Origin of the sequence: Rhodococcus sp. MEB041, assembly GCF_030208955.1 — a bacterium.
Classification (GTDB): domain Bacteria; phylum Actinomycetota; class Actinomycetes; order Mycobacteriales; family Mycobacteriaceae; genus Rhodococcoides.
The window spans coordinates 165,387-186,941 of sequence record NZ_JARVSZ010000005.1; the positions used below are offsets into that span (position 1 = coordinate 165,387).

Consider the following 21,555-nt stretch of genomic DNA (forward strand, 5'->3'; position numbering starts at 1 on the left):
CGCAACCAGTCCATTGTGCCTTGCACCGGCGCGGCGGTTCAGGCGAGCAGGGCCACCGACGTGATGCGGTGCAACGTGAAGTGACGCATGACACCGGCGTCGGGGTCCCACGCGTCGAGTTGGCCGCCGCCGACGGTCACCGGTTCGACGACACGGTTGCTCGAGACACCGGCAGCGTCCACGTAACCGATGCTGATCGGTGAGCGGGACAACGCGGCGCGCTGGAGAAGCGCGATCGTCGCGGCGCCGGACGCACGGGTGCCGTCGGACCGCACCCGTTCACGCTCGGTTCGGCGCACCTCTCCGGCTCGGGTGCCGGCCCGCATCTCCGAGACGAGGCGCCCCAGTTGCTCGTCCGTGGGGACGGCGGGCGTGCGGTAGGGCGAGCGACCGCGACGGGGGACGACGCGCGCACCGCGATCGCGGACGTCGACGATGGTGCCGGAGGAGTCCTCGCCCGCGGGTGCGAACCCGGCGGCGCGCAGCCCGGCCAGCACGTCGGCCAGCGGCGCCTGCGAGATCGCGACGGTCGGGGCCAGTGCCCGCAACGCGAGGGCCTCGGCGGCGGGGGAGGAGAGCACCTCCGCGAGCAGTGCGGGATCCTCGCAGCGGACGAAGGACGATGCCACCCCGGCACGCAGGCGTCCGTGGCGGCGGGCGACGTCGTCGATGAGGTAGGTCAGCGACTGCGGGACGGGCGTCCGAGAGTGGGTGGCGAAGAGGGCATGGAGCTCCGCGGCGGTGGTGCCGCCGTCCAGAGCACGTCGCAGCGTCCGCTCGTCGATGCGGTACATCGTCGCGGCGCCCGCCGACTCGATGTCCGCGACCGTCGCCATCCGCTGCGCGAGCTCGGGAGTCAACGGCCCGGGGGCGACGACGGTCAGGTCGGCCTGGACCAGAACGTGGTCGATGGGGTCGGGCAGGACGCGGTGCATCGCCGCCGCGGCCGAGGACGGATCACCGATCAGTGCGCGTCCGGGGGTGGACAGTGCTCCGCGGCCGACGACCCCGAGAGCGCCGGCCTCGGCCAGGTAGCGGGAGACCGGGCCGACGCCCAGGCGAGCGGCGAGGCGTGGCCTGCGCCAGGTGGCGATGCGGACGACGTCCTCGGTGGCGAGGGCCTTTCCCGAGGCGAGATCGGCGATCACGCCCAGCACGATCCGCCGGTCTCGGGGCGCGGCGGCCGAGCGGGCCTCGTCGGACAGTGCGGCGATCGGCTTGTCGTTGGCGTCGCGCATGCCGATCAACCACGGCACCCTGGGCAGATCCAGCCAGGCACCGGCCAGGGTGGCCCAGCGCTGTGCCGGCGATGCGGTGACCCATGCGTCGACGGCGGGGGTGGGCGTCCACATGTCGTCGATGTCGGTGAGAGGTCCCGGATCGGGCAGCCCCACCGTGATGAGTCCGGCGCCCGCCAGGACCTCGACCAGCAGGCCGACCCGCGCCTCGTCGAGATCGGCTGCCTTTGCGATGCGTCGGATCTCCCGGACGCCGAGTCCCCCCGCCTTGAGTGCGGGCGCGGGCGTGCGGGAGAGCGAGTCGACGATGTCCTCGCAGTGCCGCAGCAGCTCGAGGGCCTCCCCGGCGGCGGCCGCGTCGACGTCCGCCACCCCGACAGCGGTGGTCGACGCCGCCGGTGGGGCCAGCGACACCGGATCGGTGACGGGCTCGCCGCGGAGTACCTGCGAGACCTGCGGCGGCAGTTCGACCGTGTTGTCGTCGAGCCAGGTGAGCAGCCCGGCGGCGAGCAGGCGCTGGACGGGCCGATCCGCGGGCGTACCGGGTGCGGCGTCGCGCGTCCGGCCGATCGACGACGAGCGGGTCAGCGTGGTGAGCAGCTCACGGCTGCGGTCGTCGATCTCCGCGAGCTTCGCACCGACCACCTCGGCGGTGAGAGAGGCGTCGACGTCGAAGAACCGTCCGACCCGCCACGGCACGGCGTCGCGTGCGGCCGCGACCAGGGTGAGCGACGTCGTGCCGCGCACCAGCGCACGCGCACGCAGCACCGACAGTGCCGCGTCGACCGCCTTCTTCGTCGCTCGGCGGCCGACGATCTCGTCGAGTCGGGCGCGGGCGACCGGGGCGGTGTCGGCGCCCTCGTGCGCGAGCAGCTCCACGACGGTCAGGCACGTGGTGTCCAGGTCCTCGGCCGCGCGCAGCACCGAGGCGCGTTGCTCGGACCGGCCCGCCAGAACCTCGAGTGTGGGCGGCGGCGGGATGGTCAGGTCGGGGCGGAGCCGCAGCAGTTCGGCCAGTTCGTCGTCGCTGCGCGCGGACAACCACTCGGTGAGTGTGTCCGCCGGCGTGCCCTCGTTGTCGGTCATCGAGGTCAAGCGTAGAGACCGGTCCAGGGACCTGGACTGGCAGAGGCGCTACTCCGAATGGTGAAATGAACCATGGCGAACTCAGAGAAGAAGCGATATGTCGACCCGGGCTGGCCGCACAGTGCGGACGACGACGATCATCCCGTCACCGAACTGATGTCGGCGCGCGCCGGAAACCTGTCCCCGTTCGGTGAGGAGACGGAGTTCCCGCTGCCGGTGGACTCGCTGCCCTACGCGCATCCCCACACGGTCATCAACCGCTGACGCGCGAGACACGAGAAAGGCCCCCACCAGTCGGTGGGGGCCTTTCTCGTGGAGTGGGTCAGCGGGGCAGGAGATCCTGGTTCGCTGCGATGAAGCTCGCCACCTGCGGATCTGCGGTGGCGGCCTGGACGAAGCCCAGGATCGCCGGATCGTTGGTGAAGTTCTGGACGACCTGGGTGAGTCCCTGCACGGCCTGCTCGGTCGACGGGATGCTCGTCAGATCGGGGAGTGCCGGTGCGGTGGGCGCCGTGGTCGCCGGTGCGTCGCGCTGCGTCGGGCCGCTGCTCAGTCCGAGCTGCGAGGAGCAGGACGGCCAGGCGCCCCAGCCCTGCGACTCGAGCACGCGCTCGGCGACGACGATCTGCTCTTCACGGCTGGCCTGGTTCGCGGTGGCCGCGAACTCTCCGCCGCCGTGTCCGGTCCAGGTGCTCGGCGAGAACTGCAGGCCGCCCTGGAAACCGTTACCGGTGTTGATGCCCCAGTTGCCGCCGGCCTCGCACTGCGAGAGACGGTCCCAGTCGGAATCGGGGGCTGCGTTGGCCGTGCCGCTGAATGCGAGACCTGCGGTGCCGACCAGTGCGCCGGTGACGGCGACCTTGGCGACGGTCTTGCCCGTGGTGCTCGGCTTGCGATGACGTCCGCTCATAAGGGTAGAAATCCTCTCCACACGCGCCTGCGAGGTCAGCTGTCGGATTCGGGCTGAGAGGTAGCCCGGCCTCGGTGCGCTCCTGGCTGGAGCGGAGAGGCTTCACCCCTAGGTCGACTGCTCGGTGCCCGGTGGGGCGCCGCGAGAGCCGGCCGGATATCTACGAAGGACGTGTGGGTCCCCCGCCCTCGTCCCTGATCATGTCTGTGAGGGATGTCCGGTACCCGCGGGACGAGGTTTGGCGCGGCGGGCCGGACGTCGGCCGAACTTCCGGCCGTGATGGACAGTATTACGAAACGGGCACACATGTCACTGTTCGATAACTTCCCCTGGTGCGCGCGTCGCGCCGCCGTTGTGAGGTGTTCGAACGGGTCGTCGCAGCTAGGACGGCGAAGGCGCGCTGACCACCGTCTCGTCACCCGTTCGTGACCGCTTCGTTATGTGTCCGACGTCACATGTGCGCAGGATCACAGCCACGACGACGAGCACCAGGACACCCGTGGTCGGGTAGACGGTCTGCAGCACCACACCCTCGAGTCGGTTCGACGGCGGGAGCATGAAGGTGCCGATCGCGTAGACGTCACCGGGCGCCACCCAGAACCAGGCGATCTGCGGCAGGCTCGCGACGAGCGGCAGGAGCCAGGCGAGCGGGTTCGAGGCACGCAGTGCGACGTCCATGCAGACGATGACCAGCGGCAGGAGCCACACCCAGTGGTGACCCCAGGAGAACGGGGACACCAGAGGCGCTGTCAGGCCGATGACGATCAAGCCGAGGAGCGGCAACCCCCGGCGGTGCGCCGCGGCGCCCACGAGAAGGCCGGCCACGCAGACGGCTCCGGCGATGACGATCCAGAGCAGCGTCGGCGCCTCGGTCATGCCGAACCACCTCGGTATCGACGCGCGTAGCGACTGGTTCGCGCCGGACGAGATGTCGCCGATCCGGGACGAGTCGGAGATGGCGCCGAACCAGTAGGTGACCGCGTCGGAGAAGAGCACGACGAAGCCGAGCACCACGGTCGCCGCGGCGGTGACGACGCCGACGACCAGTGCCCGCCACTGCCGTGTCAGCGCGAGGTGGACGAGGAACAGTCCGGGAGTCATCTTGATGCCGGTGGCGATGCCGACCCCGATGCCGCGGAGCCGGCTGCCCTCGGGCCGCGACAGGTCCCACAGCACCAGCGCCAGGAGCACGAGATTGATCTGACCGAGCCAGATGGTCATGCGCACCGGTTCGAGCCACGTGAAGACGATGGACAGTGCGGCGCTGACGATGCGGAGACTGCGGTCGTCGCGGAAGCCGAGGATCATCCAGCAGGACCGGACGATCAGATAGAGCAGCGCGATGTTCCCGAGCCAGAAGACGATGTTGGTCGTCGCGGTGGACATCGCCCCGAGAGGTGCGAACACCAGCGCGGCGAACGGGGGATACGTGAAGGGGAGTTCGCCGACCAGATCGTGGGCGTACAGCGGGGACGAGTCGAGCACCGTCGCTCCGCCGGCGCGGTACACGAGAGCGTCGATGCCGAACCGGAACAACCCGAACTTGGGGACGTCGAACGGGATGAGCCGATCGTGCGCGACGAGCGCCACGGCGGCACCGATCACGGTGAGGGCGACGAAGATCCTGTGTGATCCGAAGGTGCGGTCATCGGATTTCTTCAGTATCACGCACAGGATGGTAGACCGATCCGACGTGTATCACCCCTCGGGCCACGCCGAGAAGGAACCGTTCGTTCTGTTGAGTGCGCGCCCCGACGTCAGTAGCGCGTGGCCACGAACGGTGCGTCCGAGTCGACGATGTCCTTGCCCAGCGGCATGAGCGACACCGGGATCAGCTTGAGGTTCGCCAACGCCAGCGGGATCCCGATGATGGTGATCGCCATGGCGATCGCGGTGAGGATGTGCCCGATGGCCAGCCAGATCCCTGCCACGACGATCCAGATCACGTTGCCGATCACCGAGGCGACGCCCGCCGTGGGCTTGTCCACCACGGTCCGGCCGAAGGGCCACAGGGCGTACACCCCGATGCGGAACGCCGCGATACCGAACGGGATGGTGACGATGAGAATGCAGCAGACGATGCCTGCCACGAAGTAGCCGAGAGCGAGCCACAGGCCGCCGAAGATCAACCAGATGACGTTCAGCAGCAGGCGCATGCGACCAGTATGCCCGGTTCCGCCGTGTCAGCGCCGGGCTCGGCGGCCCGACCGCAGCGCGTGGATCAGACCGAGCAGGAACCCCAGCGGGCACAGCATCGCCGAGAGGTAGATCCACAGTCCGGGCGGATCGTCCCAGACGAGCAGCGTCACGAACATGACGACGATCGCCAGGAGGCCCAACCCGAAACAGACGAGGGCAGCGACCAGGAGCGCCGGGGTTCCGGTACGGGGGGAGTCGGTCACGAGAGAGCACACTATCTCTCCGGCCTTCCCGGCCTGACGACCCGACCGGCCTCCGGCCTACCCGGCCTGACGACCCGACCGGCCTCCGGCCTACCCGGCGCCTGCCCCGCGATATCGAGGTGCTCGTCGTTCGCGCAGCGGAGTACCATCGACTCATCGCGTCCCGAGCGCCAGGGCCCGTCATGGGCGGCGGCAACGGGCGCGATTATTCATGTGACGCGATCAACGAGACGAATGGGTGAGATCGGTGCCGACCGGCAAGGTGAAGTGGTACGACGTCGACAAGGGTTTCGGATTCCTCTCGCAGGACGAGGGTGAGGACGTGTACGTCCGGTCGTCCGCGCTCCCGCAGGGAGTCGAGGGCCTGAAGGCCGGCCAGCGCGTCGAGTTCGGCATGGCCGCCGGGCGCCGCGGACCCCAGGCGTTGTCGCTGAAGGTTCTCGACCCGGCGCCCTCACTGCGTCAGGCGGGTGCCGCCGCCCGCCGCGATCAGCCGACCGCTCGCAAGCACACGCCCGACGAGTTGCACGGCATGGTCGAGGACATGATCACGCTTCTGGAGGCCACCGTGCAGCCAGAGTTGCGCAAGGGCAAGTACCCCGACCGCAAGACCGCCCAGAAGATCTCCGAGGTGGTCCGGGCCGTCGCCCGCGAACTGGACAGCTGACCCGGGCGCTCACTCCCAGCGGCCGTGCGTGCGCCAGTGCTCGAACTGGGTGGTGAATCCGTCACGCGAGCCCGCAGTGTCCTAGAGGGCCGTCGTGGTGGCGATCGACCAGATGGCGTGGCTGACGATCTCCTCCTGGTCGGTGTCGACGTCGATGACACCGGACGGCAGGCGCACCTCGACGCCGATGAGCACGAGTCCGTCCTCGTTCACCGGCGGCACGGTGAGCGTGTTCCGAGTCCCGGGGGCGAAGTACTCGTCTGCTTCCACGACGTCGCCGGAGTCCGGGTCTCCGTAGACGCTGGCGAAGCCCCACGGGTTCTCCGAGATGGCGCCCGGCAGGGACAACTGCAGCGGATGGCCCTCGCGCACGGGCATCGTCGCGGTCGTGCCCTCGTAGTCGCAGAGCGGCTCCTGCACCGGGCAGTACCGGAACGGTTCCACTTCCTCGTACCGGCCGTCGGCGTACGCGGACACCCGCGGGGACTCCTCGGGGGCGTCGAGGATCGCCTTGCCGACCACCAGCACGAAGGCGACGCCGACGACGGCGACCAGTGCGGACAGTCCGTACAGGATCTTGCGTGTCGTCATCGGGGAGCGTCCTCGCCCGCGGGTGCGCGGCCCGCGTCCTGATCCACTCGGGGAATTCGGCCGGTGGCGTGGCGCAGTTCGCTGCCCGCCACCTCCTGGTCCGCTCGTACCGGTCTCTTGCCGCCGAAGCCGGGAAGCAGCGAGCCGCCCCGGTGGGTCACGAATGTCTGCACCAGGCCGATCGTAAGGACCACCGACACCACGGTGAAACCCAGCCAGTACTCGGTGGGGAGCAGCACGCCGAACGTGCCGCCGATGACCCAGCTCAGCTGCAGCACCGTCTCGCTGCGCCCGAAGCCGGACGCGATCGACTCGGGAGGCAGGTCGTTCTGCAACGACGCGTCGAGCGACACCTTCGCCAGCGCGCTCGCGCCCGACGCGACGAGAGCCGCGAGCGCGGCAGTCAGCAGGCTGTTCGTCAGAGCCGCGACGATCGCGACCGCAGTGACGGCCGCGGTGCAGCGCACCACCAGCACCGACGGGCGACCGAGCTTCACCCGGGCGCCGGCGGCGTTGCCGCCGAAGTTGCCGAGACCGGCCGCCGCGCCCACCAACGCCAACATGAGTGCCTGCTGGAGTGGCTCGTGCTCGGTGCGGGACTTCGCCACGAACGCGACGTACAGCGTGAGGAAGCCGGTGAGCACGCGGATGGTGCCGTTGCCCCACAGTCCGGTGAGGACGTCGCGGCCGAGGGGCTGCCGGCGTTTGCTGGGCGCCGGGACGATGCCGATCGCGCCGGTGGTCGCCTCGGCGTGGTACCCGAGCGTCGCGGGCACCTCACCCTCGGTGACCTCCACCCAGGACGGGATGCGCATGGAGAGATACGCGCCGAACACCGTCACGGCGAACGTGAACCACAGTGCCCCGGCGGAACCCAGTGCGAACGCGATGGCACCCGCGACCGCTCCCGCCGAGATGGTGCCGCCCAGCAACCCGAACACGGTCAGGCGGGAGTTCACCCGGACGAGGTCGATGTCCGGTGGCAGCACCCGAGGGGTGACGGCTGACTTGAGCACCGAGAACGACTTGCTCAGCACCATCATCCCGAGCGCGGCGGGATAGAGGAGCCAGGTGTCGAAATTGAAGACCAGCACCACGGCGAGGACGGCACGCAGGACGAACGAGGTGGCCAGCGCGATGCGGCGACCCTGCTGCAGGCGGTCGAGCATGGGGCCGATCAGGGGCGCGATGATCGCGAACGGGGCGATGGTGATGAGCAGATACAGGGCGACCTTGGTCTTGTCCTCGCCCGTCGCGGCGGAGAAGAACAGCGTGTTGGCCAGCGCCACCGCCATCGCCGCGTCCGAGGCGAAGTTGGCCATCGTCGCGTAGGTGAGCGCCGTGAGACCGGACTTGTCGGCTCCGTCGGCGGTGGCGGCGCGTCGGAACGTCGCGATGCCCTTGCCCGTGATCTCACGACCACGCATCGCCGCGACGCGGGTGACCGTCAGTTTGCGCGGTACGCGGGGACGGCGGGGACCGGTGTCCTGGTTCGGCATGCGTGTCGTCGGGTCGGGCGCCGTGGTCGGGTCGCCCGGGATCGTCTCGCCCGGTCCGGCCGTCGGTGGATGCAGCGGAGGCAGCGGCGATCGACGGGGTGGGAGTCGCTCGGACGGCGAGTAGTTGTCCCATCCCGGATGTCGCGAACCGGGGCGCGGATCGTCGGGACCTGTCACCCCGTCATTGTCCCCCACCTCGGGTCGGGGAGTGTGGGCGACTCGCTCGGCGGGGGCGGCGTCCCTCGGTCACCGTGGTCGGAACTCGACCTCGAACAGAGTGGGCCACAATTTGCCGGTCACGAGGAAGCGGGACGTGCCGGGGACGGCCGCGATGCCGTTGAGGACGTCGATTCCGGACGTGTCCTCGAGTGCGGCACGCAACGGCGAGGCGTCGACGATCGCCGTCACGGCGCCGGTCGACGGATCGATCCGCACGATGTCGTCGGTCTTCCAGATGTTGGCGTAGATCCCGTCCGCGGTGCACTCCAGCTCGTTGATCGACGTCACCGGCCGCTCGCCCCGAGTCACGCGCACGCTGCCGGTGGGCTCGAAGGTGACCGGATCTCGGAAGGTGAGGGTGTCGGTGCCGTCGCTCATCACGAGGCGGCCGCTCGATCCCGCACTCGACTCGTCGAGGCACAGACCCCAGCCCTCGCCGTCGTAGTCGACGCGTCGCCGCTCCAGCAGAGTCTCGCGATCTCGGGCCACCGCGATCCCGTCCTGCCAGGTCAGCTGCCACACCGTGTCGCCGGCGACGGTGATGCCCTCGCCGAACAGCGGTGCGGGAAGGTCCACCTCCGCGAGCACGTCGCCCGTCTCCCGATCGGACGCCGTGACGCGGGAGCGGCCCTCGCGGCCCGTCCCCTCGAGCAATCGGTCACCGTCGATCTCGAGACCCTGGGTGAAGGCGTCGGTGTCGTGCGGCGACGTGCCGACGATCTCGACGCCGAAGCGGGGCACGTCCGCGGCCGGCGGTGCGGGGTCCGGCGCGCATCCACCGAGCACCACCGCGGCGGCGACGGTTCCGGACCCGATCGCGCGGCCGACTCCCGAACCTGAACGCAAGAGACCCGAACGCATACGGCCATCCTGTCAGGCCCGGTGGGCGCACGACGCGAGCCGATGCTGCAAAATAGGGGGTGTGAGTGCCCCTGTCGTGACCGAGATCCCCCCGCTCCTCGCCGACGCCGTGTCCGTGGCGCAGGCCGCCGTCGTGGAGTCGGGCGAAGGCCCGGTCGGAGCCCACCTCGGGGTCGAGGCCGTCGATGAGGCCTCTGCGATCCACCGCTTCGCGGCCGACCTGCCCGGATACGGCGGCTGGCAGTGGGCGGTCGTCGTCGCAGCGCCCCCCGGCTCCGAGACCGTCACCGTCAGCGAACTCGCCCTGCTTCCCGGTCCGGACGCCCTGGTGGCGCCGACGTGGGTTCCGTGGGACGAGCGCATCCGTCCCGGCGATCTGGCTCCGGGTGACCTGCTGCCGCCACGCCACGAGGACGTCCGACTGGTGCCGGGGTACCTGGCCACCGGCGATCCCGCCGTCGACGACGTCGCCCTCGAACTCGGTCTCGGTCGCAAGCAGGTCATGAGCCGCGAGGGTCGGCTCGAGGCCGCCGAGCGGTGGGCCGAGAGCGACTTCGGTCCCGATTCCCCGATGGCCAAGGCGGCGCCGGGCACGTGCGTCACGTGTGGTTTCTATCTCGCTCTGCAGGGTTCGCTGAGCGCTGCGTTCGGCGTGTGCGGAAACGAGTTGGCCGCGGACGGACACGTGGTGCACGCGGCGTACGGCTGCGGTGCGCACTCGGACACCGAGGGACCGACCGGCGCCGGATCGCCCGCGTACGCGGCCTACGACGACGGTGCCCTGGAGACCACGCCGACCGAGAACACCGAGCCCCAGAACACCGAGCCCCGGGACACCGAGGCGGTCACCGACATCACGGAGTCGTCGTCGACCCTCTGACCGACCCCTTCGGGACGGAGGCACTGCGCGAGTCCGTTCTCGCGGCCTGGTCGTCGTCGCCCACCCGACTGCGGGAGGATGCGGCCACGGAGGCCGATCTGGTGCTGGGGGGCTACCGCGATCGCGTGATCACGGAGCTGGCGCAGAACGCCGCCGACGCCGCCTCCCGCGCCGACGTTCCCGGTCGCCTGGCGGTGTGGTCCGTCGGCGACGCGCTGCACGTCGCGAATGTCGGTGTGCCGCTGTCGGTCACCGGGGTGCAGGCGCTGTCCGCGCTGCGAGCGTCCGACAAGACTTCCGAGCACGCCACGTCCGTCGGGCGATACGGAGTCGGGTTCACCGCCGTCCGTGCGTTGTCCGAGCGTATCGAGATCCGATCCACGTCGGGCTCGATCGTCTTCGACGGATCGAGGACGCGCCGAGCGATCGCCGCGCGTGGGCTCAGTGAGCCGGAGCAGGGCGTTCCCGTTCTCCGATTGCCGTGGGCGTCGGACGACGTGCCGACCCCGGGTTGGGACACCGAGGTCGTGCTGCACGGCGTCGTGGACGTCGCCGAAGTGCTGACCGCGGCCGCCCGTGAGTCGATCGATCTGATGCTCGAACTCGATGCGCTGCAGTCGATCTCCGTCGACGGGACCGAACTCGTGCGTGAGGTGTCGTCGGGCCCGGGAGCGTGGACGGACGTGCGGGTCGGCGGCCGACGATGGTGGCGCGGCGACGCGGCGACCGCACGCTGGTTTCTGCCGCTCGAGGACGACGGTCTCACGCCGGACTCGCCCGCGCCACTGACGCGGGACGTGCTGCGTGCGCCCACCAGATCCGATGAGGTGCTGACGATTCCGCTGCTCCTGATCGCGGACGTCCCCCTCCAGCCCGACCGTCGACGGGTCCTTCCGGGCGCTGACCTCTCGGTCGTGGCGACCGGATACGCGGCACTGGTCGCCGACCTGCCGGCGTCTCATCGGGCCGCCGCGGTACCGCGTCCGGGACTGCCGGCGTCCGAGGTCGACGAGGCGGTCCGCGCGGCGCTGGTCCGCGACCTGGAGTCGACCGCGTGGGTCCCGACGGCGGCGGGCCGGGCGGTACGTCCCGCGAATGCCGCGGTGGTGGACTCTATCTCGGCCGAATTGGCCGATCTCCTCGTGGACGTCGTGCCGGGTCTGGTGGCACCCGAGGCATCGGATCGCGCGTCGGCGACGGCTCTGGCGGCGGTCGGTGTGCGTCGGCTCGGGCTCGCGGGCATCGTCGAGAGCCTGTCGGGGGTGTCGCGACCGCCGATCTGGTGGCACCGCCTGTACGACGCACTGACCGACATCGTGCACGACTCGGCGGACGTCGACGAGTGTGCGGCGCTGCCGGTTCCGCTGACGGACGGCCGCACCGTCACGGGTCCCCGCACGGTGGTGCTGGTGGACGGCGACCGTCTCGGCTCGGTCGGGTGGGCTCGTGTGGTGCACCCGGACGCCGCCCATCCGTTGCTCCGCCGCGCGGGAGCGCGGACCGCTCGCCCGGCCGACCTGCTCGCCGACCCCGCGTTGGCAGCGATGCTCGAGGATCCGGACGACGTGCCGGAGGAACTGGTGCACGACGTGCTGACCCTCGCGGCAGCCGTCGGCGGCGGGACGAGGATCGGCTCCGTCGGGTCGTTGCCGTTGCTCTCGTCGGACGGCGAGATGCGGGCGGCGGACGAACTGCTGTTGCCGGACTCGCCGTTACGGCGAGTGTTGCAGCGGGACAGCCCGTTCGGCGTGGTGGATCGGTCCGTCGTCGACCGGTACGGCGCGGACGCCCTGCGGGTGGTGGGCGTGGGTCACGGCTTCGGCGTCGTGGTGGACGAGACCCCCGCGGGTCCCGATCACGATCTCGACGACGAGGAGGCGTGGTGGGACAGTCTCTCCGGTGAGCCCGGCACCCTGGTCGCCGTGCGTGATCTCGATCTGGTGGACGAGGCGCGCTGGGCGGACGCGCTCACCCAGATCGTCGACGATCCGGTGACGGCCGCGGCGGTGCGGGACCGGACCGGCTACACCGCCTGGTGGCTGCGTCGTCACGCGCGGGTGAACGAGACACCGCTGGGGTTGCTCCGTCTGCCCGGCGACGACTCCCTGCGTGGACTGCTGGACCCCGTCGACCATCCCCGCGCCGCCGAGTTCGCCGCGGCGCTGGCGGGTCCCGCGATCGACGACGCCGACACGGCGGCCGATCTGCTCGCCGCGGCGGCCGATCCCGATCGTGTGGTGTCTCCCGCGGTGGCGATCCGGGTCCACACGCTCCTCGCCGAGGCGGTGGACGCCGGGCGGGTGGATCTACGCGACATCGATCCGCCCGTGGCGGTACGCACTCTCGCCGGCAGCGTGGCCGATCCCGCCGCGGTGGTCGTCCTCGATCACCCGCGGTGGATCGCCCTGCTACCCGCCGACCGAGTCGTGCTCGGGTCGACGGCGTCCGCCGACACCCTCGCGGATCTCCTCGACGTGGAGACGGCGTCGACGGCGCTGAGCGTCGAGATCGTGTCGGTGGGGGAGCGGGCGACGGTGGACACCCATCCCGCCCTCGCGGCCGCACGCGCGATCTCGTCGTGGCCGGTCCCGGACGTCGTCGTCCTGCACGACGACCTGGTGGTGCGGTGTCGCGGCACCGTGCGAGTGGAGCGAGCGGTGCCCTTCTGGGTCACCGACGACGGCGAGACGCACGTGTCACGGACGGTGCTGCCGTGAGCGCGGACCGTGATGTCCTCGACTGGATGGTGGATCACCGGAGCGCGGCCCTGACGGACGCCATGACCGTGATCACCACGGTGGGCAACACCGCGGGCGTCGCACTCGTGACGGTGGTGGTCGCGCTGATCCTGGTGCGCCGGGGGCACCGCCATCTCGGGCCGGGCCTCGTGGCCACGGTGTTCACCGGATGGCTCGTCATGAACGCTCTCAAGTACGCGATCCGCCGGACCCGGCCGCCGGTGCCCGAGCGCCTCGTCGACATCTCGACCTACTCGTTCCCGTCCGGTCACGCCATGGTGTCGGCGACCTTCGCGGCGGCGGTGATCACGCTGCTGGTCGCGCTCGGCGCGTTCGACAGTGCCCGGAAACGAACGAGAGCAGCGGCCGCCGTGGTCACGGCGGCAACGCTGCTCATCGGGTTCTCCCGCGTCTACCTCGGGGCGCACTGGCTCAGCGACGTCGTCGTCGGCTGGCTCCTGGGGGCCCTGGTCGGTGTCGCGGGTATCGCGGTGGTGTCGCGACTCAGCGGTCGCGCTGGGCGATGACGAGAAGCTCGTCACGCATCGCGGGGCTGCCCACGTTGTTCGCGCGTGCGTAGAGATCACGCAGTGCCCGAACGTGGCGGCGGCGGTTGAGGAAACTTTCGACGTACTTCACTTCTATCTCTCCGGACGTTGCTCGAGTAGCTGAACTGACATAACCTATTCTCCACGTTACGTCCGTGTTACTCAACCTCGAGGAGGGTGAGTTCCAGCACGTCAGAGGGGGTTTTCGCGCCCGGAACCTGTCGCCCGGGTCACACCTCGGGCGGGTGCACGAGCCCCTTCTGGGCCGTGCGTCGGCCGCGGCGAGCAGCTCGGCGTTGCAGTGCGAACAGTCCGAACCCCAACGCGCCCAGAGCGGTTCCCGTCCAGCAGACCGCGACTGCGCCCGAGAAGGAGTCGACCACCGAGCACAGGACGGCAGCGACGAGGAACAGCAGCGTCCCGGCAGCGAGCACCGGAGCGGGATCGGTCACGCGCGGTGGCAGTCCGGGCGGGGTGGCGGGGGTGGGGCGCACGGCGCCGACGCTACCCGCGCCCCTCACCGGGTCATGGCCTAGTCTCCACTTCATGTCTCGCGCGACGTCTCTCCTCGACTCGTACTTCAAGATCACCGATCGCGGATCGACCATGTCCGCCGAGGTGCGGGGAGGCGTCGTCACGTTCGTCGCCATGGCCTACATCGTGGTGCTGAATCCGCTGATCCTCGGCAGCTTCTCGCCCGACGACGCGGCGGCCAAGACCGACGTGCTGGGCGACATCCTCCCGGTGCCCCAGGTCGCCGCCGTCACGGCGCTCGTGGCCGGCGTCATGAGCATCCTCTTCGGTGTCATCGCCAATTACCCGTTCGCCATCGCGGCGGGACTCGGCATCAACACGCTGCTCGCCGTCACCATCGCCCCGCAGGTCACCTGGGCCGAGGCCATGGGGCTGGTCGTCATCGACGGCATCATCATCGTGGTGTTGGCGCTCACCGGATTCCGCACCGCCGTGTTCGAGGCCATCCCCAGCGAACTCAAGGCCGCCATCGCGGCGGGCATCGGCGCCTTCATCGCGCTCATCGGTCTCGTCGACGCAGGCTTCGTGCGTCGTGTGCCGGACATCGCCGGCACCACCGTTCCGGTCGGCCTGGGCATCGACGGGTCCATCGCGTCGTGGCCGACGGTGACCTTCGTCTTCGGTCTGCTTCTCATGGGCATCCTCGTGGCGCGAAAGGTGCGGGGCGGGTTGCTGATCGGGATCGTCGTCACCACCGTGGTGGCCGCGATCATCGAGGCGATCACCGACACCGGTGCCTCCGCGGGAGTGAACCCGAAGGGCTGGAACCTCAGCGTGCCGGCGCTGCCCGACGTCGTCGTCGACCTCCCCGACCTGTCACTCGTGGGCAACGTCGATCTGTTCGGCGCCTTCACCCGCATCGGCGTCCTGGCGGCCAGCCTGCTGGTGTTCACGCTGGTGCTGGCCAACTTCTTCGACGCCATGGGCACCATGACCGGGCTCGGCAAGGAGGCCGGGCTCGCGAGCAAGGACGGCACGCTGCCGGGCGTCGGCAAGGCGCTCGTCGTCGAGGGTGTCGGCGCGGTCGCGGGCGGCGCGGGCTCGGCGTCGTCGAACACGGTCTTCGTCGAGTCGGCGTCGGGAATCGCCGAGGGTGCGCGCACCGGCCTCGCCAACGTGGTGACGGGCGTGCTGTTCCTCGCCGCGATGTTCCTGACACCGCTGTACTCGGTGGTCCCCATCGAGGCGGCCGCACCGGCCCTCGTCGTGGTGGGGGCGTTGATGATCGGGCAGGTCGCCGACATCGACTTCACCAAATTCCATGTGGCGCTGCCCGCGTTCCTCACCATCGTGGTCATGCCGTTCACCTACTCCATCGCGAACGGCATCGGCGTCGGATTCATCACCTGGGTCGTCCTCGCCGTCGGTCGCGGCAAGATCCGCAGCGTCCACCCACTTCTCGGCATCGTGGCCCTGCTCTTCGTCGCGTACTTCGCCCTCGGGCCCATCACGGACGCGCTCACGTAGTCGGCGCAGATCCGCTGCTCGCGCGGGTCGTTCAGCACCCGCACGTGCCGTATCCTGTGGCGATGCCTCAGGAACTGCGTGCGTTGGCCGGCGACCTCTCCCTCGCTGTCGTCCGTATGACGCGGCACCTGCGAGGCCGCCGCACCAGCCAGGTGACGCTCACGCAGCTCTCCGCTCTCGCGACCCTCGCACGCGAAGGCGCGATGACTCCGGGCACCCTGGCAGCGCGCGAGCGCGTACAGCCGCCGTCCATGACGCGCGTCGTCGCGTCCCTGGGCGATCTCGGGTACGTGGACCGGATGCCCCACCCCACCGACGGCCGTCAGATCATCGTGTCGCTGTCCGACGCGGGCCGTCAGGTCATCGAGGACGAGGTCAACGCCCGCGAGGCGTGGTTGACCGAACAGTTGCGCGGGCTCGACGCGGACCAGCTCGTGGCGATGCGTACCGCGGTCGACATCATGTCGGCCATCGTCAACGAGTCGGAGTGACGCTCCCCGCCTGACCTCGGGCCGAGGTCTCCGCCACCGGAGTAGATTGGTACTTCGTGCAACTACTTCATCGGCGGACGGACGGGTCCGCGGCCCGGCCCTCTCTGTTCGACGCGTTGCACTCGCGCAACTACAGACTGTGGGCGTCGGGTCAGATCGTCTCGCTCATCGGCACCTGGATGCAGCGCATCGCCCAGGACTGGCTGGTTCTCGAACTGTCCGGGGGCAACGGTCTCGCCGTCGGCATCGTCATGGCACTGCAGTTCGGTCCCACGCTGGTGCTGTCCGTGTGGGGCGGGGTGCTCGCGGATCGGTACGACAAGAGACGTCTCCTCATGGCCACTCAGGCCGCTGCCGCCGTGTTCGGGCTCGTGCTCGGGCTGCTCGACGTCGGCGGTGTCGTGGCGCTGTGGCACGTCTACGTCCTGGCGCTGCTCCTCGGCTGTTCGTCGGCGATCGACGCGCCCGTCCGGCAGTCGTTCACCATCGAGATGGTCGGTCCCGCACGGCTTCCCAACGCCATCGGCCTCAACTCGATGACGTTCAACCTCGCCCGCATCGTCGGCCCCGCGATCGCCGGCGTGGGCATCACGCTGGTCGGCACCGGCTGGGTCTTTCTCGTCAACGCAGCCTCGTTCGCCGCGGTGTTCGGCGCCCTCGCCGCCATGCGGCCCGCCGAACTGTTCACCGTCGAGCGTGCACCGCGTCGGAAAGGGCAGGTGCGGGAGGGATTCCGCTACGTCGCGGGGCGGCCGGATCTCTGCGTGCTCCTGGCGACCGTGTTCGTCGTGTCGACGTTCGGCATCAACTTCCCGCTGAGCCTGTCGGTGATCGCGCGCAACACCTTCGACAAGGGTGCGGACGCGTACGGATTCCTGTCCACGGTGCTCGCGGTGGGCACCTTGATCGGCGCGACTCTCGCCGCCCGGAGACGCGGCACCCCCGGGATCCGTCTCTTCGTGCTGTCCGCGGTGGTGTTCGGCATCTTCGAGACTCTGGCCGGAGTGATGCCCGCGTTCTGGGCCGTCGCAGTCATGCTGATCCCGGCCGGCGCAGTCCAACTCACGTTCAGCACCATCGCGATGAACATCCTGCAGGCGTCGGTCCCGTCGGACATGCGCGGCCGGGTCATGGGCATCTACATGCTGTGCTTCCTCGGCGGAACCCCGCTGGGCAGCCCGTTGCTCGGCTGGGTGGCCGACGTCGTCGATCCTCGCGCACCGCTGGTGCTCGGCGGGATCGTCTCCCTGATCGCGGGCCTGGGCGCGGCGCTGGTCGTGCGCCGCACCCATGTCGCCGACATCGCGATGCCCGACGTCGGGGTCGACGAACCCCGACCCGCCTAGAAGAACCAGCCGATCTGGGGCTGGCTCGGGGTGCCGAAAGCCAGATCGAACTCGTGCAACGCCTTCTCCGACGTCGACGCCACTCGGCCGGCGGCCGCGAACTGGCGAGCGCGGTGCGCGCCGAGGTAGAGGCTGCCGAGGACGGACGAGGACACCGTCACGTCGGGGTCGTCGTCACTGCGGGTGACCTCGGCGTGCCCGTCGCGGGTGACGAAGCGATAGGCGCCGCCGGCGTGCAGGAACGGATCCTCCACGCCGATCACGAGATCGGTGTCGATGGCGTACGTGCGCGCCGACAGCGCCGCCGGGACGTCCATCAACCGCACCCACAGGCCGTCCTTGACGCCGGTGACCTGCGGGACACGGCGATCGGTCAGCAGTGTCAGCAGCGGATCCCCGACGGGAAGCGTCACCTCGATCGTCTCCACGAGATCGATGCCGCACATCACCTGCCAGAGATCGGAGCGTGCCTCGTCCGTCGCGGCGATGATGTCGACGATGCGCGCCTCCTGCGCCCCCGCTGTCCCGACGCGGTAGCCGCGGCGGAACGCGATGTATCCGTCGGGGTGGACGATGAAGAAGAGCTTGGAGAAACCACCGCGGGAGTTCTTGCGATCGGCGAAGAAGCGATGCCACCGGGTCTGGGGCATCGGCTGGGCGCCGGCGGTCTGTCGCTGCCACCGTCCGTAGATCTCCGGCAGCAGTTCACGAGCCTCCGCGGACGTCACCAGACGGGCGCCCCGGGGCGGCGGCAGATCCTTGCGGAACGCGGTGAAGCGCCGGTCGATGGTGTAGTTGACACCCTGCGTGGCGGCGCCGTACCCGAACCGCTCGTAGATGGTCGCCTCGCTCGCCGTGAGCACCGACAGGGGCTTGCCCGCCTCCTCGAAGCGCTCGTGCTGCGCGGTGAACATCCGGCGCAGGATGCCGCGTCGGCGATGCGTGGGAGCGACCGACACCCACGACACCCCCGTCGCGGGCAGGGTGCGGCCACCGGGGACGGTGACGTCCATCGGGAAGTGCATCGTGACACCGACCGGCAGGTCACCGTCGCACGCCAGGAAGATCTCGGACGAGGCCGTGAGGATCTTGGTCTCCTCCATGTCCTCGCTGTTCTGGTGCTCACCGAAAGCGTGGGCGTCGAGGAGCGCGATGGCGTCCCAGTCGTCCTCGGTGGCGGTACGGATGGTGATCGTGTCGTCGGTAGTCATCGCAGACGACCTTATCGGCCGCGCCGATGCACCGCCGGAACACGTCCTGAGAAGATGGGTCCGTGGTACACGTCGTCGACATCACCGACCCAGCCGATCCTCGCCTCGACGACTTCCGGGACCTCAACTCCTCGGACCGCCGCCCCGACCTGCCCGAGGGCAAGGGGCTGGTGATCGCGGAGGGTGTTCTGGTGGTCCAGCGCCTCGTCGCGTCACGTTTCGAGCCCCTCTCGCTGCTGGGCGTCGAGCGGCGGCTCGGTGAGCTCGCGGACGATCTCGTGGACGTCGACGTGCCGTTCTACCGCACCACGGCGGACGTCATGGCGGAGGCCGTCGGGTTCCACCTCAACCGCGGTGTGCTCGCGGCCGCCCGGCGCCCCGCACCGCTGGACCTCGCGGACGTCGTCGCCGACGCGCGGACCGTGGCGATTCTCGAAGGCGTCAACGACCACGAGAACCTCGGCTCCATGTTCCGCAATGCCGCCGGCCTCGGTGCCGACGCCGTCCTCTTCGGCGGCGCCTGCGCCGACCCGCTGTACCGACGGTCGGTGCGTGTCTCGATGGGCCACGTGCTGCGCGTGCCGTTCGCCACGGTCCCCGACTGGCCGCGCGGGCTGTCCGTGCTGCGCGACAACGGGTTCCAGCTCGTCTCGCTGACTCCGAATCCCACCGCCGTTCCGCTGGCCGAGGCGATGACGGGGGAGAAGGTCGCGCTCCTGCTCGGCGCCGAGGGGCCCGGACTCACCGAACACGCGATGCGCGCCACCGACGTCCGGGCGCGGATCCCGATGGCACCGGGCACCGACTCGCTCAACGTCGCCACCGCGGCCGCCATGGCGTTCTACGAGCGGGTGCGCACGGGATGAGGGATCCGGACGAACCGACACCGTGGGGCCCGGGAATTGCGTGTGCCGTCGCCGCGGCACTCGTCACCGCCGCCGCGGTGATCTCGCTGGGCCTCACCCTGCTCCGGGTCAGCAGCCTCTTCGCTGTCCTGGTGATGGCCGTGATGGTGGGCGGCGCTGCGCCGTCGGTCGCCCGCCGGCGTGCAGATCCGGTGTGGCGCTTCGTCGTTCCGGGCATCGCCGCCGGCGCGGCCGTGGGTGTGCTGGCGTTCGCCGTCGACGCGTCGGTCTAGCGGCGCCGGAACAGGCCGCGCTTGCGCTGCGGCTCCGGAGTCTCCGGTCGCGGCGGTTCGGGCGGAGGGGTCGCCGCCGGATCGCGCATCGCGAAGTCGCACAACAGCACCGACCCGGGGTCGGTGTCCCCGTCGCGGGCACCGCCGATCATGCGGACGCCGAGCCAGTGGGCGCTCGCCGCGTCGGCGAACTCCTGGGGGTGGAACGGCAGCGCCTGGGGATCGGGAAACTTCTCGCCGTCGAACTGCAGCGGATGGTCGCCCGACCAGAAGGGCCGTTCCCACGGGAAGGGAAGACCCTCGTCCTCGTGGATGTAGGTGGGGCCGGCGCTGAACGAGCGCTTCAGGGTGCCGGAGTCCCATTGCGCGAAGGCGCCCCACGCGTGCTCGCGTTCGGAGGCGACGAGAAAGGTGTGCGTGGACGGCAGCAACGACGTCCACGACTCCTCGAGAGTCGACGGGCGCACCGCGGCGGGCTCGGACGCGCAGACGACGGTGATGCCCGGGTAGCAGCCGACCAGCACGCGATTCGGCTCCGACGCCACGGCGAACGCCGTCAGGGGAGCCATGCCGACGAGGGTGGGCTCGAGACCGGGGTGGAGCTTCCGTGCGACGGCCGCGGCCGCATCGGTGTCGGACTGCACTCCGGACCGCAGTACCGCGATCGGATCAGGTGCATCGACGAACCACAACGCTGCTGTTCCCAGCCCCACCGGGCGCCCCCTTGTCGTCGTCCGGTCTCAGACGGTCACTTTCTCGGCCGTGAAGATCACTCTGGCGTGAACACTGCTCGGCTCAGCGGCCGTTGCTGCGCACTCCCAGCAAGACATCCTCCCACGACGGCATGGCGGGCTTTCCCCGTTTGTCCTTCGCGTTCGCATGGCCCGGCGCCGGCTTGGGTTGCGTCGGTTCGGGCTCGGGCTCGGCTGCGGGCGTCTCCGCGGGTTCGGGCTGCTCCGCCGTGGTCTCCGTGTCCGAGTCCGCGTCGACCCCGTAGTAGTCGTCGAGGGTCTGCTGCGACGGCGAGTCCTCCTCGGCGGCGACGACGGGGGCCAGCCCTCGGAGCTGGCGGCCGAAGTCGGGGTCGATCAGCTCGGACGCCGCGTCGTCGAGGGGCGTGACACTGCCGCCGTGGGCATCCGGCTGGAAACGCCAGTGCGCGGTGTTGGTGGTGCGTCCCGCGGGCCACGTCAGCTGAGCGATCCAGTGATTGTCCTCGTCGCGCCACGCGTCCCACTCGGCCTGGTCCATCGAATGCCCGCGGCCGCGGAACGCGAGTCCCACGATCTCCACGAGGGTGAGCACGGCGGGCCCGTCGGCACGCAGGGGGTGGCCCAGCTGGGCGAGTTCGGCAGCGCGGGAGCGTTCCAGCAGAACGGGGTGCGCGTAGCGCTCCACCTTGCTCGCCGGCATACCCGACTCCTTGGCCACCTGCTCGATGGAGGCGCCGGACCGGATGCGCGCCTGGATCTCGCGCGGTCGCATCAGAGAATCCATCTCGATCTCGATCTGTCCGAGTCGCGCGGCGTCACCACGGGCGGCGGCACGCAACTTCTCGTCGGCCGGCAGACGGAACTTCTCACCGGAGGAATCGGCACAGACGATGTGCTTGCCGTCCGACGCCAGGCCGATCACGTGGATCTCTCGCACGATCACTCCTTTGCGTCGCGACGGCCCCTGCCCCTCGGCTGCTCGCTGTCCGAGCACGGGGCCGGGTTCGGTGCCTCCC

23 protein-coding genes and 1 riboswitch are annotated in these 21,555 nt (G+C 70.2%); of the genes, 10 read left to right on the forward strand and 13 right to left on the reverse strand.

The genetic code is table 11. From position 1 onward, the window contains the following. Positions 1-38: 38 nt before the first annotated feature. Entirely contained in the window at positions 39-2,324 is a 2,286-nt protein-coding gene (locus tag QRN16_RS14875) for a helicase-associated domain-containing protein (RefSeq protein WP_285187854.1), read from the reverse strand. Between the two features lie 72 nt (positions 2,325-2,396). On the opposite strand from QRN16_RS14875, the gene QRN16_RS14880 reads away from it, so the two are divergent. Next, a complete protein-coding gene (locus QRN16_RS14880; RefSeq protein ID WP_027504238.1) occupies positions 2,397-2,588 on the forward strand; it encodes a hypothetical protein in 192 nt (63 codons plus the stop codon). A 58-nt stretch (positions 2,589-2,646) separates the two neighbouring features. Here QRN16_RS14880 and QRN16_RS14885 read toward each other — a convergent pair whose 3' ends face one another. The 4 genes from QRN16_RS14885 to QRN16_RS14900 form a co-directional block, all read right to left on the reverse strand. Next, positions 2,647-3,234 carry a transglycosylase family protein gene (locus QRN16_RS14885; RefSeq protein WP_027504237.1) on the reverse strand — a complete coding sequence of 196 codons (588 nt, stop codon included), beginning with the start codon at positions 3,232-3,234 and terminating at the stop codon, positions 2,647-2,649. A gap of 8 nt (positions 3,235-3,242) precedes the next feature. After that, a riboswitch (cyclic di-AMP (ydaO/yuaA leader) is annotated at positions 3,243-3,449 on the reverse strand. Between the two features lie 166 nt (positions 3,450-3,615). Continuing rightward, positions 3,616-4,902, reverse strand: coding sequence for a glycosyltransferase 87 family protein (locus QRN16_RS14890; protein ID WP_285187857.1), 1,287 nt, complete (start codon positions 4,900-4,902; stop codon positions 3,616-3,618). 89 nt (positions 4,903-4,991) lie between these two features. Further along, complete coding sequence (locus QRN16_RS14895; protein ID WP_056446832.1) at positions 4,992-5,390, reverse strand: YccF domain-containing protein; 399 nt, start codon at positions 5,388-5,390, stop codon at positions 4,992-4,994. Between the two features lie 27 nt (positions 5,391-5,417). Continuing rightward, the gene (locus QRN16_RS14900) at positions 5,418-5,636 is read right to left on the reverse strand and encodes a hypothetical protein (protein ID WP_027504235.1); all 219 of its coding nucleotides are present in this window, start codon (positions 5,634-5,636) and stop codon (positions 5,418-5,420) included. A 247-nt stretch (positions 5,637-5,883) separates the two neighbouring features. Between QRN16_RS14900 and QRN16_RS14905 the strand changes: the two genes are divergently transcribed. Beyond that, complete coding sequence (locus tag QRN16_RS14905; RefSeq protein WP_027504234.1) at positions 5,884-6,303, forward strand: cold-shock protein; 420 nt, start codon at positions 5,884-5,886, stop codon at positions 6,301-6,303. Positions 6,304-6,384: 81 nt separating this feature from the next. Here QRN16_RS14905 and QRN16_RS14910 read toward each other — a convergent pair whose 3' ends face one another. From QRN16_RS14910 to QRN16_RS14920, 3 genes are all read right to left on the reverse strand, one after another. After that, complete coding sequence (locus QRN16_RS14910; protein ID WP_027504232.1) at positions 6,385-6,894, reverse strand: DUF2771 domain-containing protein; 510 nt, start codon at positions 6,892-6,894, stop codon at positions 6,385-6,387. Beyond that, positions 6,891-8,570, reverse strand: coding sequence for an MFS transporter (locus QRN16_RS14915; RefSeq protein ID WP_285187861.1), 1,680 nt, complete (start codon positions 8,568-8,570; stop codon positions 6,891-6,893). The genes QRN16_RS14910 and QRN16_RS14915 overlap by 4 nt, the downstream gene beginning before the upstream one ends. Positions 8,571-8,639: 69 nt before the next feature. Further along, positions 8,640-9,473: a glutaminyl-peptide cyclotransferase gene (locus QRN16_RS14920; RefSeq protein ID WP_285187863.1), complete on the reverse strand. Its 834-nt coding sequence runs from the start codon at positions 9,471-9,473 to the stop codon at positions 8,640-8,642. A gap of 52 nt (positions 9,474-9,525) precedes the next feature. On the opposite strand from QRN16_RS14920, the gene QRN16_RS14925 reads away from it, so the two are divergent. The 3 genes from QRN16_RS14925 to QRN16_RS14935 all read left to right on the forward strand — a co-directional run bounded on the left by QRN16_RS14925 (position 9,526) and on the right by QRN16_RS14935 (position 13,618). Continuing rightward, positions 9,526-10,353: a DUF3027 domain-containing protein gene (locus QRN16_RS14925; RefSeq protein WP_056447505.1), complete on the forward strand. Its 828-nt coding sequence runs from the start codon at positions 9,526-9,528 to the stop codon at positions 10,351-10,353. Between the two features lie 125 nt (positions 10,354-10,478). Then, positions 10,479-13,070 (forward strand): sacsin N-terminal ATP-binding-like domain-containing protein, encoded by a 2,592-nt coding sequence (locus QRN16_RS14930; protein ID WP_285187865.1) that lies wholly within the window; start codon positions 10,479-10,481, stop codon positions 13,068-13,070. Beyond that, positions 13,067-13,618, forward strand: coding sequence for a phosphatase PAP2 family protein (locus tag QRN16_RS14935; protein ID WP_027504228.1), 552 nt, complete (start codon positions 13,067-13,069; stop codon positions 13,616-13,618). Before QRN16_RS14930 ends, QRN16_RS14935 begins: the two co-directional genes overlap by 4 nt. Here QRN16_RS14935 and QRN16_RS14940 read toward each other — a convergent pair. Continuing rightward, on the reverse strand, positions 13,596-13,730 hold the full coding sequence (locus tag QRN16_RS14940) for a hypothetical protein (protein WP_261769702.1): 135 nt from the start codon (positions 13,728-13,730) through the stop codon (positions 13,596-13,598). The genes QRN16_RS14935 and QRN16_RS14940 overlap by 23 nt on opposite strands. 139 nt (positions 13,731-13,869) lie before the next feature. Then, the gene (locus QRN16_RS14945) at positions 13,870-14,133 is read right to left on the reverse strand and encodes a DUF2530 domain-containing protein (protein WP_051612979.1); all 264 of its coding nucleotides are present in this window, start codon (positions 14,131-14,133) and stop codon (positions 13,870-13,872) included. A gap of 52 nt (positions 14,134-14,185) precedes the next feature. Between QRN16_RS14945 and QRN16_RS14950 the strand changes: the two genes are divergently transcribed. The 3 genes from QRN16_RS14950 (at position 14,186) to QRN16_RS14960 (ending at position 17,477) form a co-directional block, all read left to right on the forward strand. Beyond that, positions 14,186-15,640, forward strand: coding sequence for an NCS2 family permease (locus QRN16_RS14950; RefSeq protein ID WP_027504226.1), 1,455 nt, complete (start codon positions 14,186-14,188; stop codon positions 15,638-15,640). Between the two features lie 62 nt (positions 15,641-15,702). After that, complete coding sequence (locus QRN16_RS14955) at positions 15,703-16,131, forward strand: MarR family winged helix-turn-helix transcriptional regulator (RefSeq protein WP_056447507.1); 429 nt, start codon at positions 15,703-15,705, stop codon at positions 16,129-16,131. Positions 16,132-16,235: 104 nt separating this feature from the next. Further along, a complete protein-coding gene (locus QRN16_RS14960) occupies positions 16,236-17,477 on the forward strand; it encodes an MFS transporter (protein WP_051613067.1) in 1,242 nt (413 codons plus the stop codon). Here QRN16_RS14960 and QRN16_RS14965 read toward each other — a convergent pair. Beyond that, the gene (locus QRN16_RS14965; protein WP_222640915.1) at positions 17,474-18,688 is read right to left on the reverse strand and encodes a GNAT family N-acetyltransferase; all 1,215 of its coding nucleotides are present in this window, start codon (positions 18,686-18,688) and stop codon (positions 17,474-17,476) included. The genes QRN16_RS14960 and QRN16_RS14965 overlap by 4 nt on opposite strands. A 62-nt stretch (positions 18,689-18,750) precedes the next feature. On the opposite strand from QRN16_RS14965, the gene QRN16_RS14970 reads away from it, so the two are divergent. Next, the gene (locus QRN16_RS14970; RefSeq protein ID WP_027504223.1) at positions 18,751-19,554 is read left to right on the forward strand and encodes a TrmH family RNA methyltransferase; all 804 of its coding nucleotides are present in this window, start codon (positions 18,751-18,753) and stop codon (positions 19,552-19,554) included. Further along, the gene (locus QRN16_RS14975) at positions 19,551-19,826 is read left to right on the forward strand and encodes a DUF2537 domain-containing protein (protein WP_222627779.1); all 276 of its coding nucleotides are present in this window, start codon (positions 19,551-19,553) and stop codon (positions 19,824-19,826) included. The genes QRN16_RS14970 and QRN16_RS14975 overlap by 4 nt, the downstream gene beginning before the upstream one ends. On the opposite strand, the gene QRN16_RS14980 is transcribed toward QRN16_RS14975, so the two are convergent. Beyond that, positions 19,823-20,539 (reverse strand): DUF6928 family protein, encoded by a 717-nt coding sequence (locus QRN16_RS14980; RefSeq protein WP_056446855.1) that lies wholly within the window; start codon positions 20,537-20,539, stop codon positions 19,823-19,825. The genes QRN16_RS14975 and QRN16_RS14980 overlap by 4 nt on opposite strands. A gap of 82 nt (positions 20,540-20,621) precedes the next feature. Continuing rightward, positions 20,622-21,476 (reverse strand): septation protein SepH, encoded by an 855-nt coding sequence (gene sepH, locus QRN16_RS14985; RefSeq protein ID WP_222627775.1) that lies wholly within the window; start codon positions 21,474-21,476, stop codon positions 20,622-20,624. Positions 21,477-21,555: the final 79 nt, after the last annotated feature.

What these genes read in the sequence shown, in the direction of transcription:
- QRN16_RS14880 (WP_027504238.1), top strand. Translation starts at nt 2,397, where the DNA reads ATGGCGAACTCAGAGAAGAAGCGATATGTCGACCCGGGCTGGCCGCAC.
- QRN16_RS14975 (WP_222627779.1), top strand. Translation starts at nt 19,551, where the DNA reads ATGAGGGATCCGGACGAACCGACACCGTGGGGCCCGGGAATTGCGTGT.
- QRN16_RS14955 (WP_056447507.1), top strand. Translation starts at nt 15,703, where the DNA reads ATGCCTCAGGAACTGCGTGCGTTGGCCGGCGACCTCTCCCTCGCTGTC.
- QRN16_RS14875 (WP_285187854.1), bottom strand. Translation starts at nt 2,324, where the DNA reads ATGACCGACAACGAGGGCACGCCGGCGGACACACTCACCGAGTGGTTG.
- QRN16_RS14950 (WP_027504226.1), top strand. Translation starts at nt 14,186, where the DNA reads ATGTCTCGCGCGACGTCTCTCCTCGACTCGTACTTCAAGATCACCGAT.
- QRN16_RS14920 (WP_285187863.1), bottom strand. Translation starts at nt 9,473, where the DNA reads ATGCGTTCGGGTCTCTTGCGTTCAGGTTCGGGAGTCGGCCGCGCGATC.
- QRN16_RS14895 (WP_056446832.1), bottom strand. Translation starts at nt 5,390, where the DNA reads ATGCGCCTGCTGCTGAACGTCATCTGGTTGATCTTCGGCGGCCTGTGG.
- QRN16_RS14910 (WP_027504232.1), bottom strand. Translation starts at nt 6,894, where the DNA reads ATGACGACACGCAAGATCCTGTACGGACTGTCCGCACTGGTCGCCGTC.
- QRN16_RS14965 (WP_222640915.1), bottom strand. Translation starts at nt 18,688, where the DNA reads ATGACTACCGACGACACGATCACCATCCGTACCGCCACCGAGGACGAC.
- QRN16_RS14885 (WP_027504237.1), bottom strand. Translation starts at nt 3,234, where the DNA reads ATGAGCGGACGTCATCGCAAGCCGAGCACCACGGGCAAGACCGTCGCC.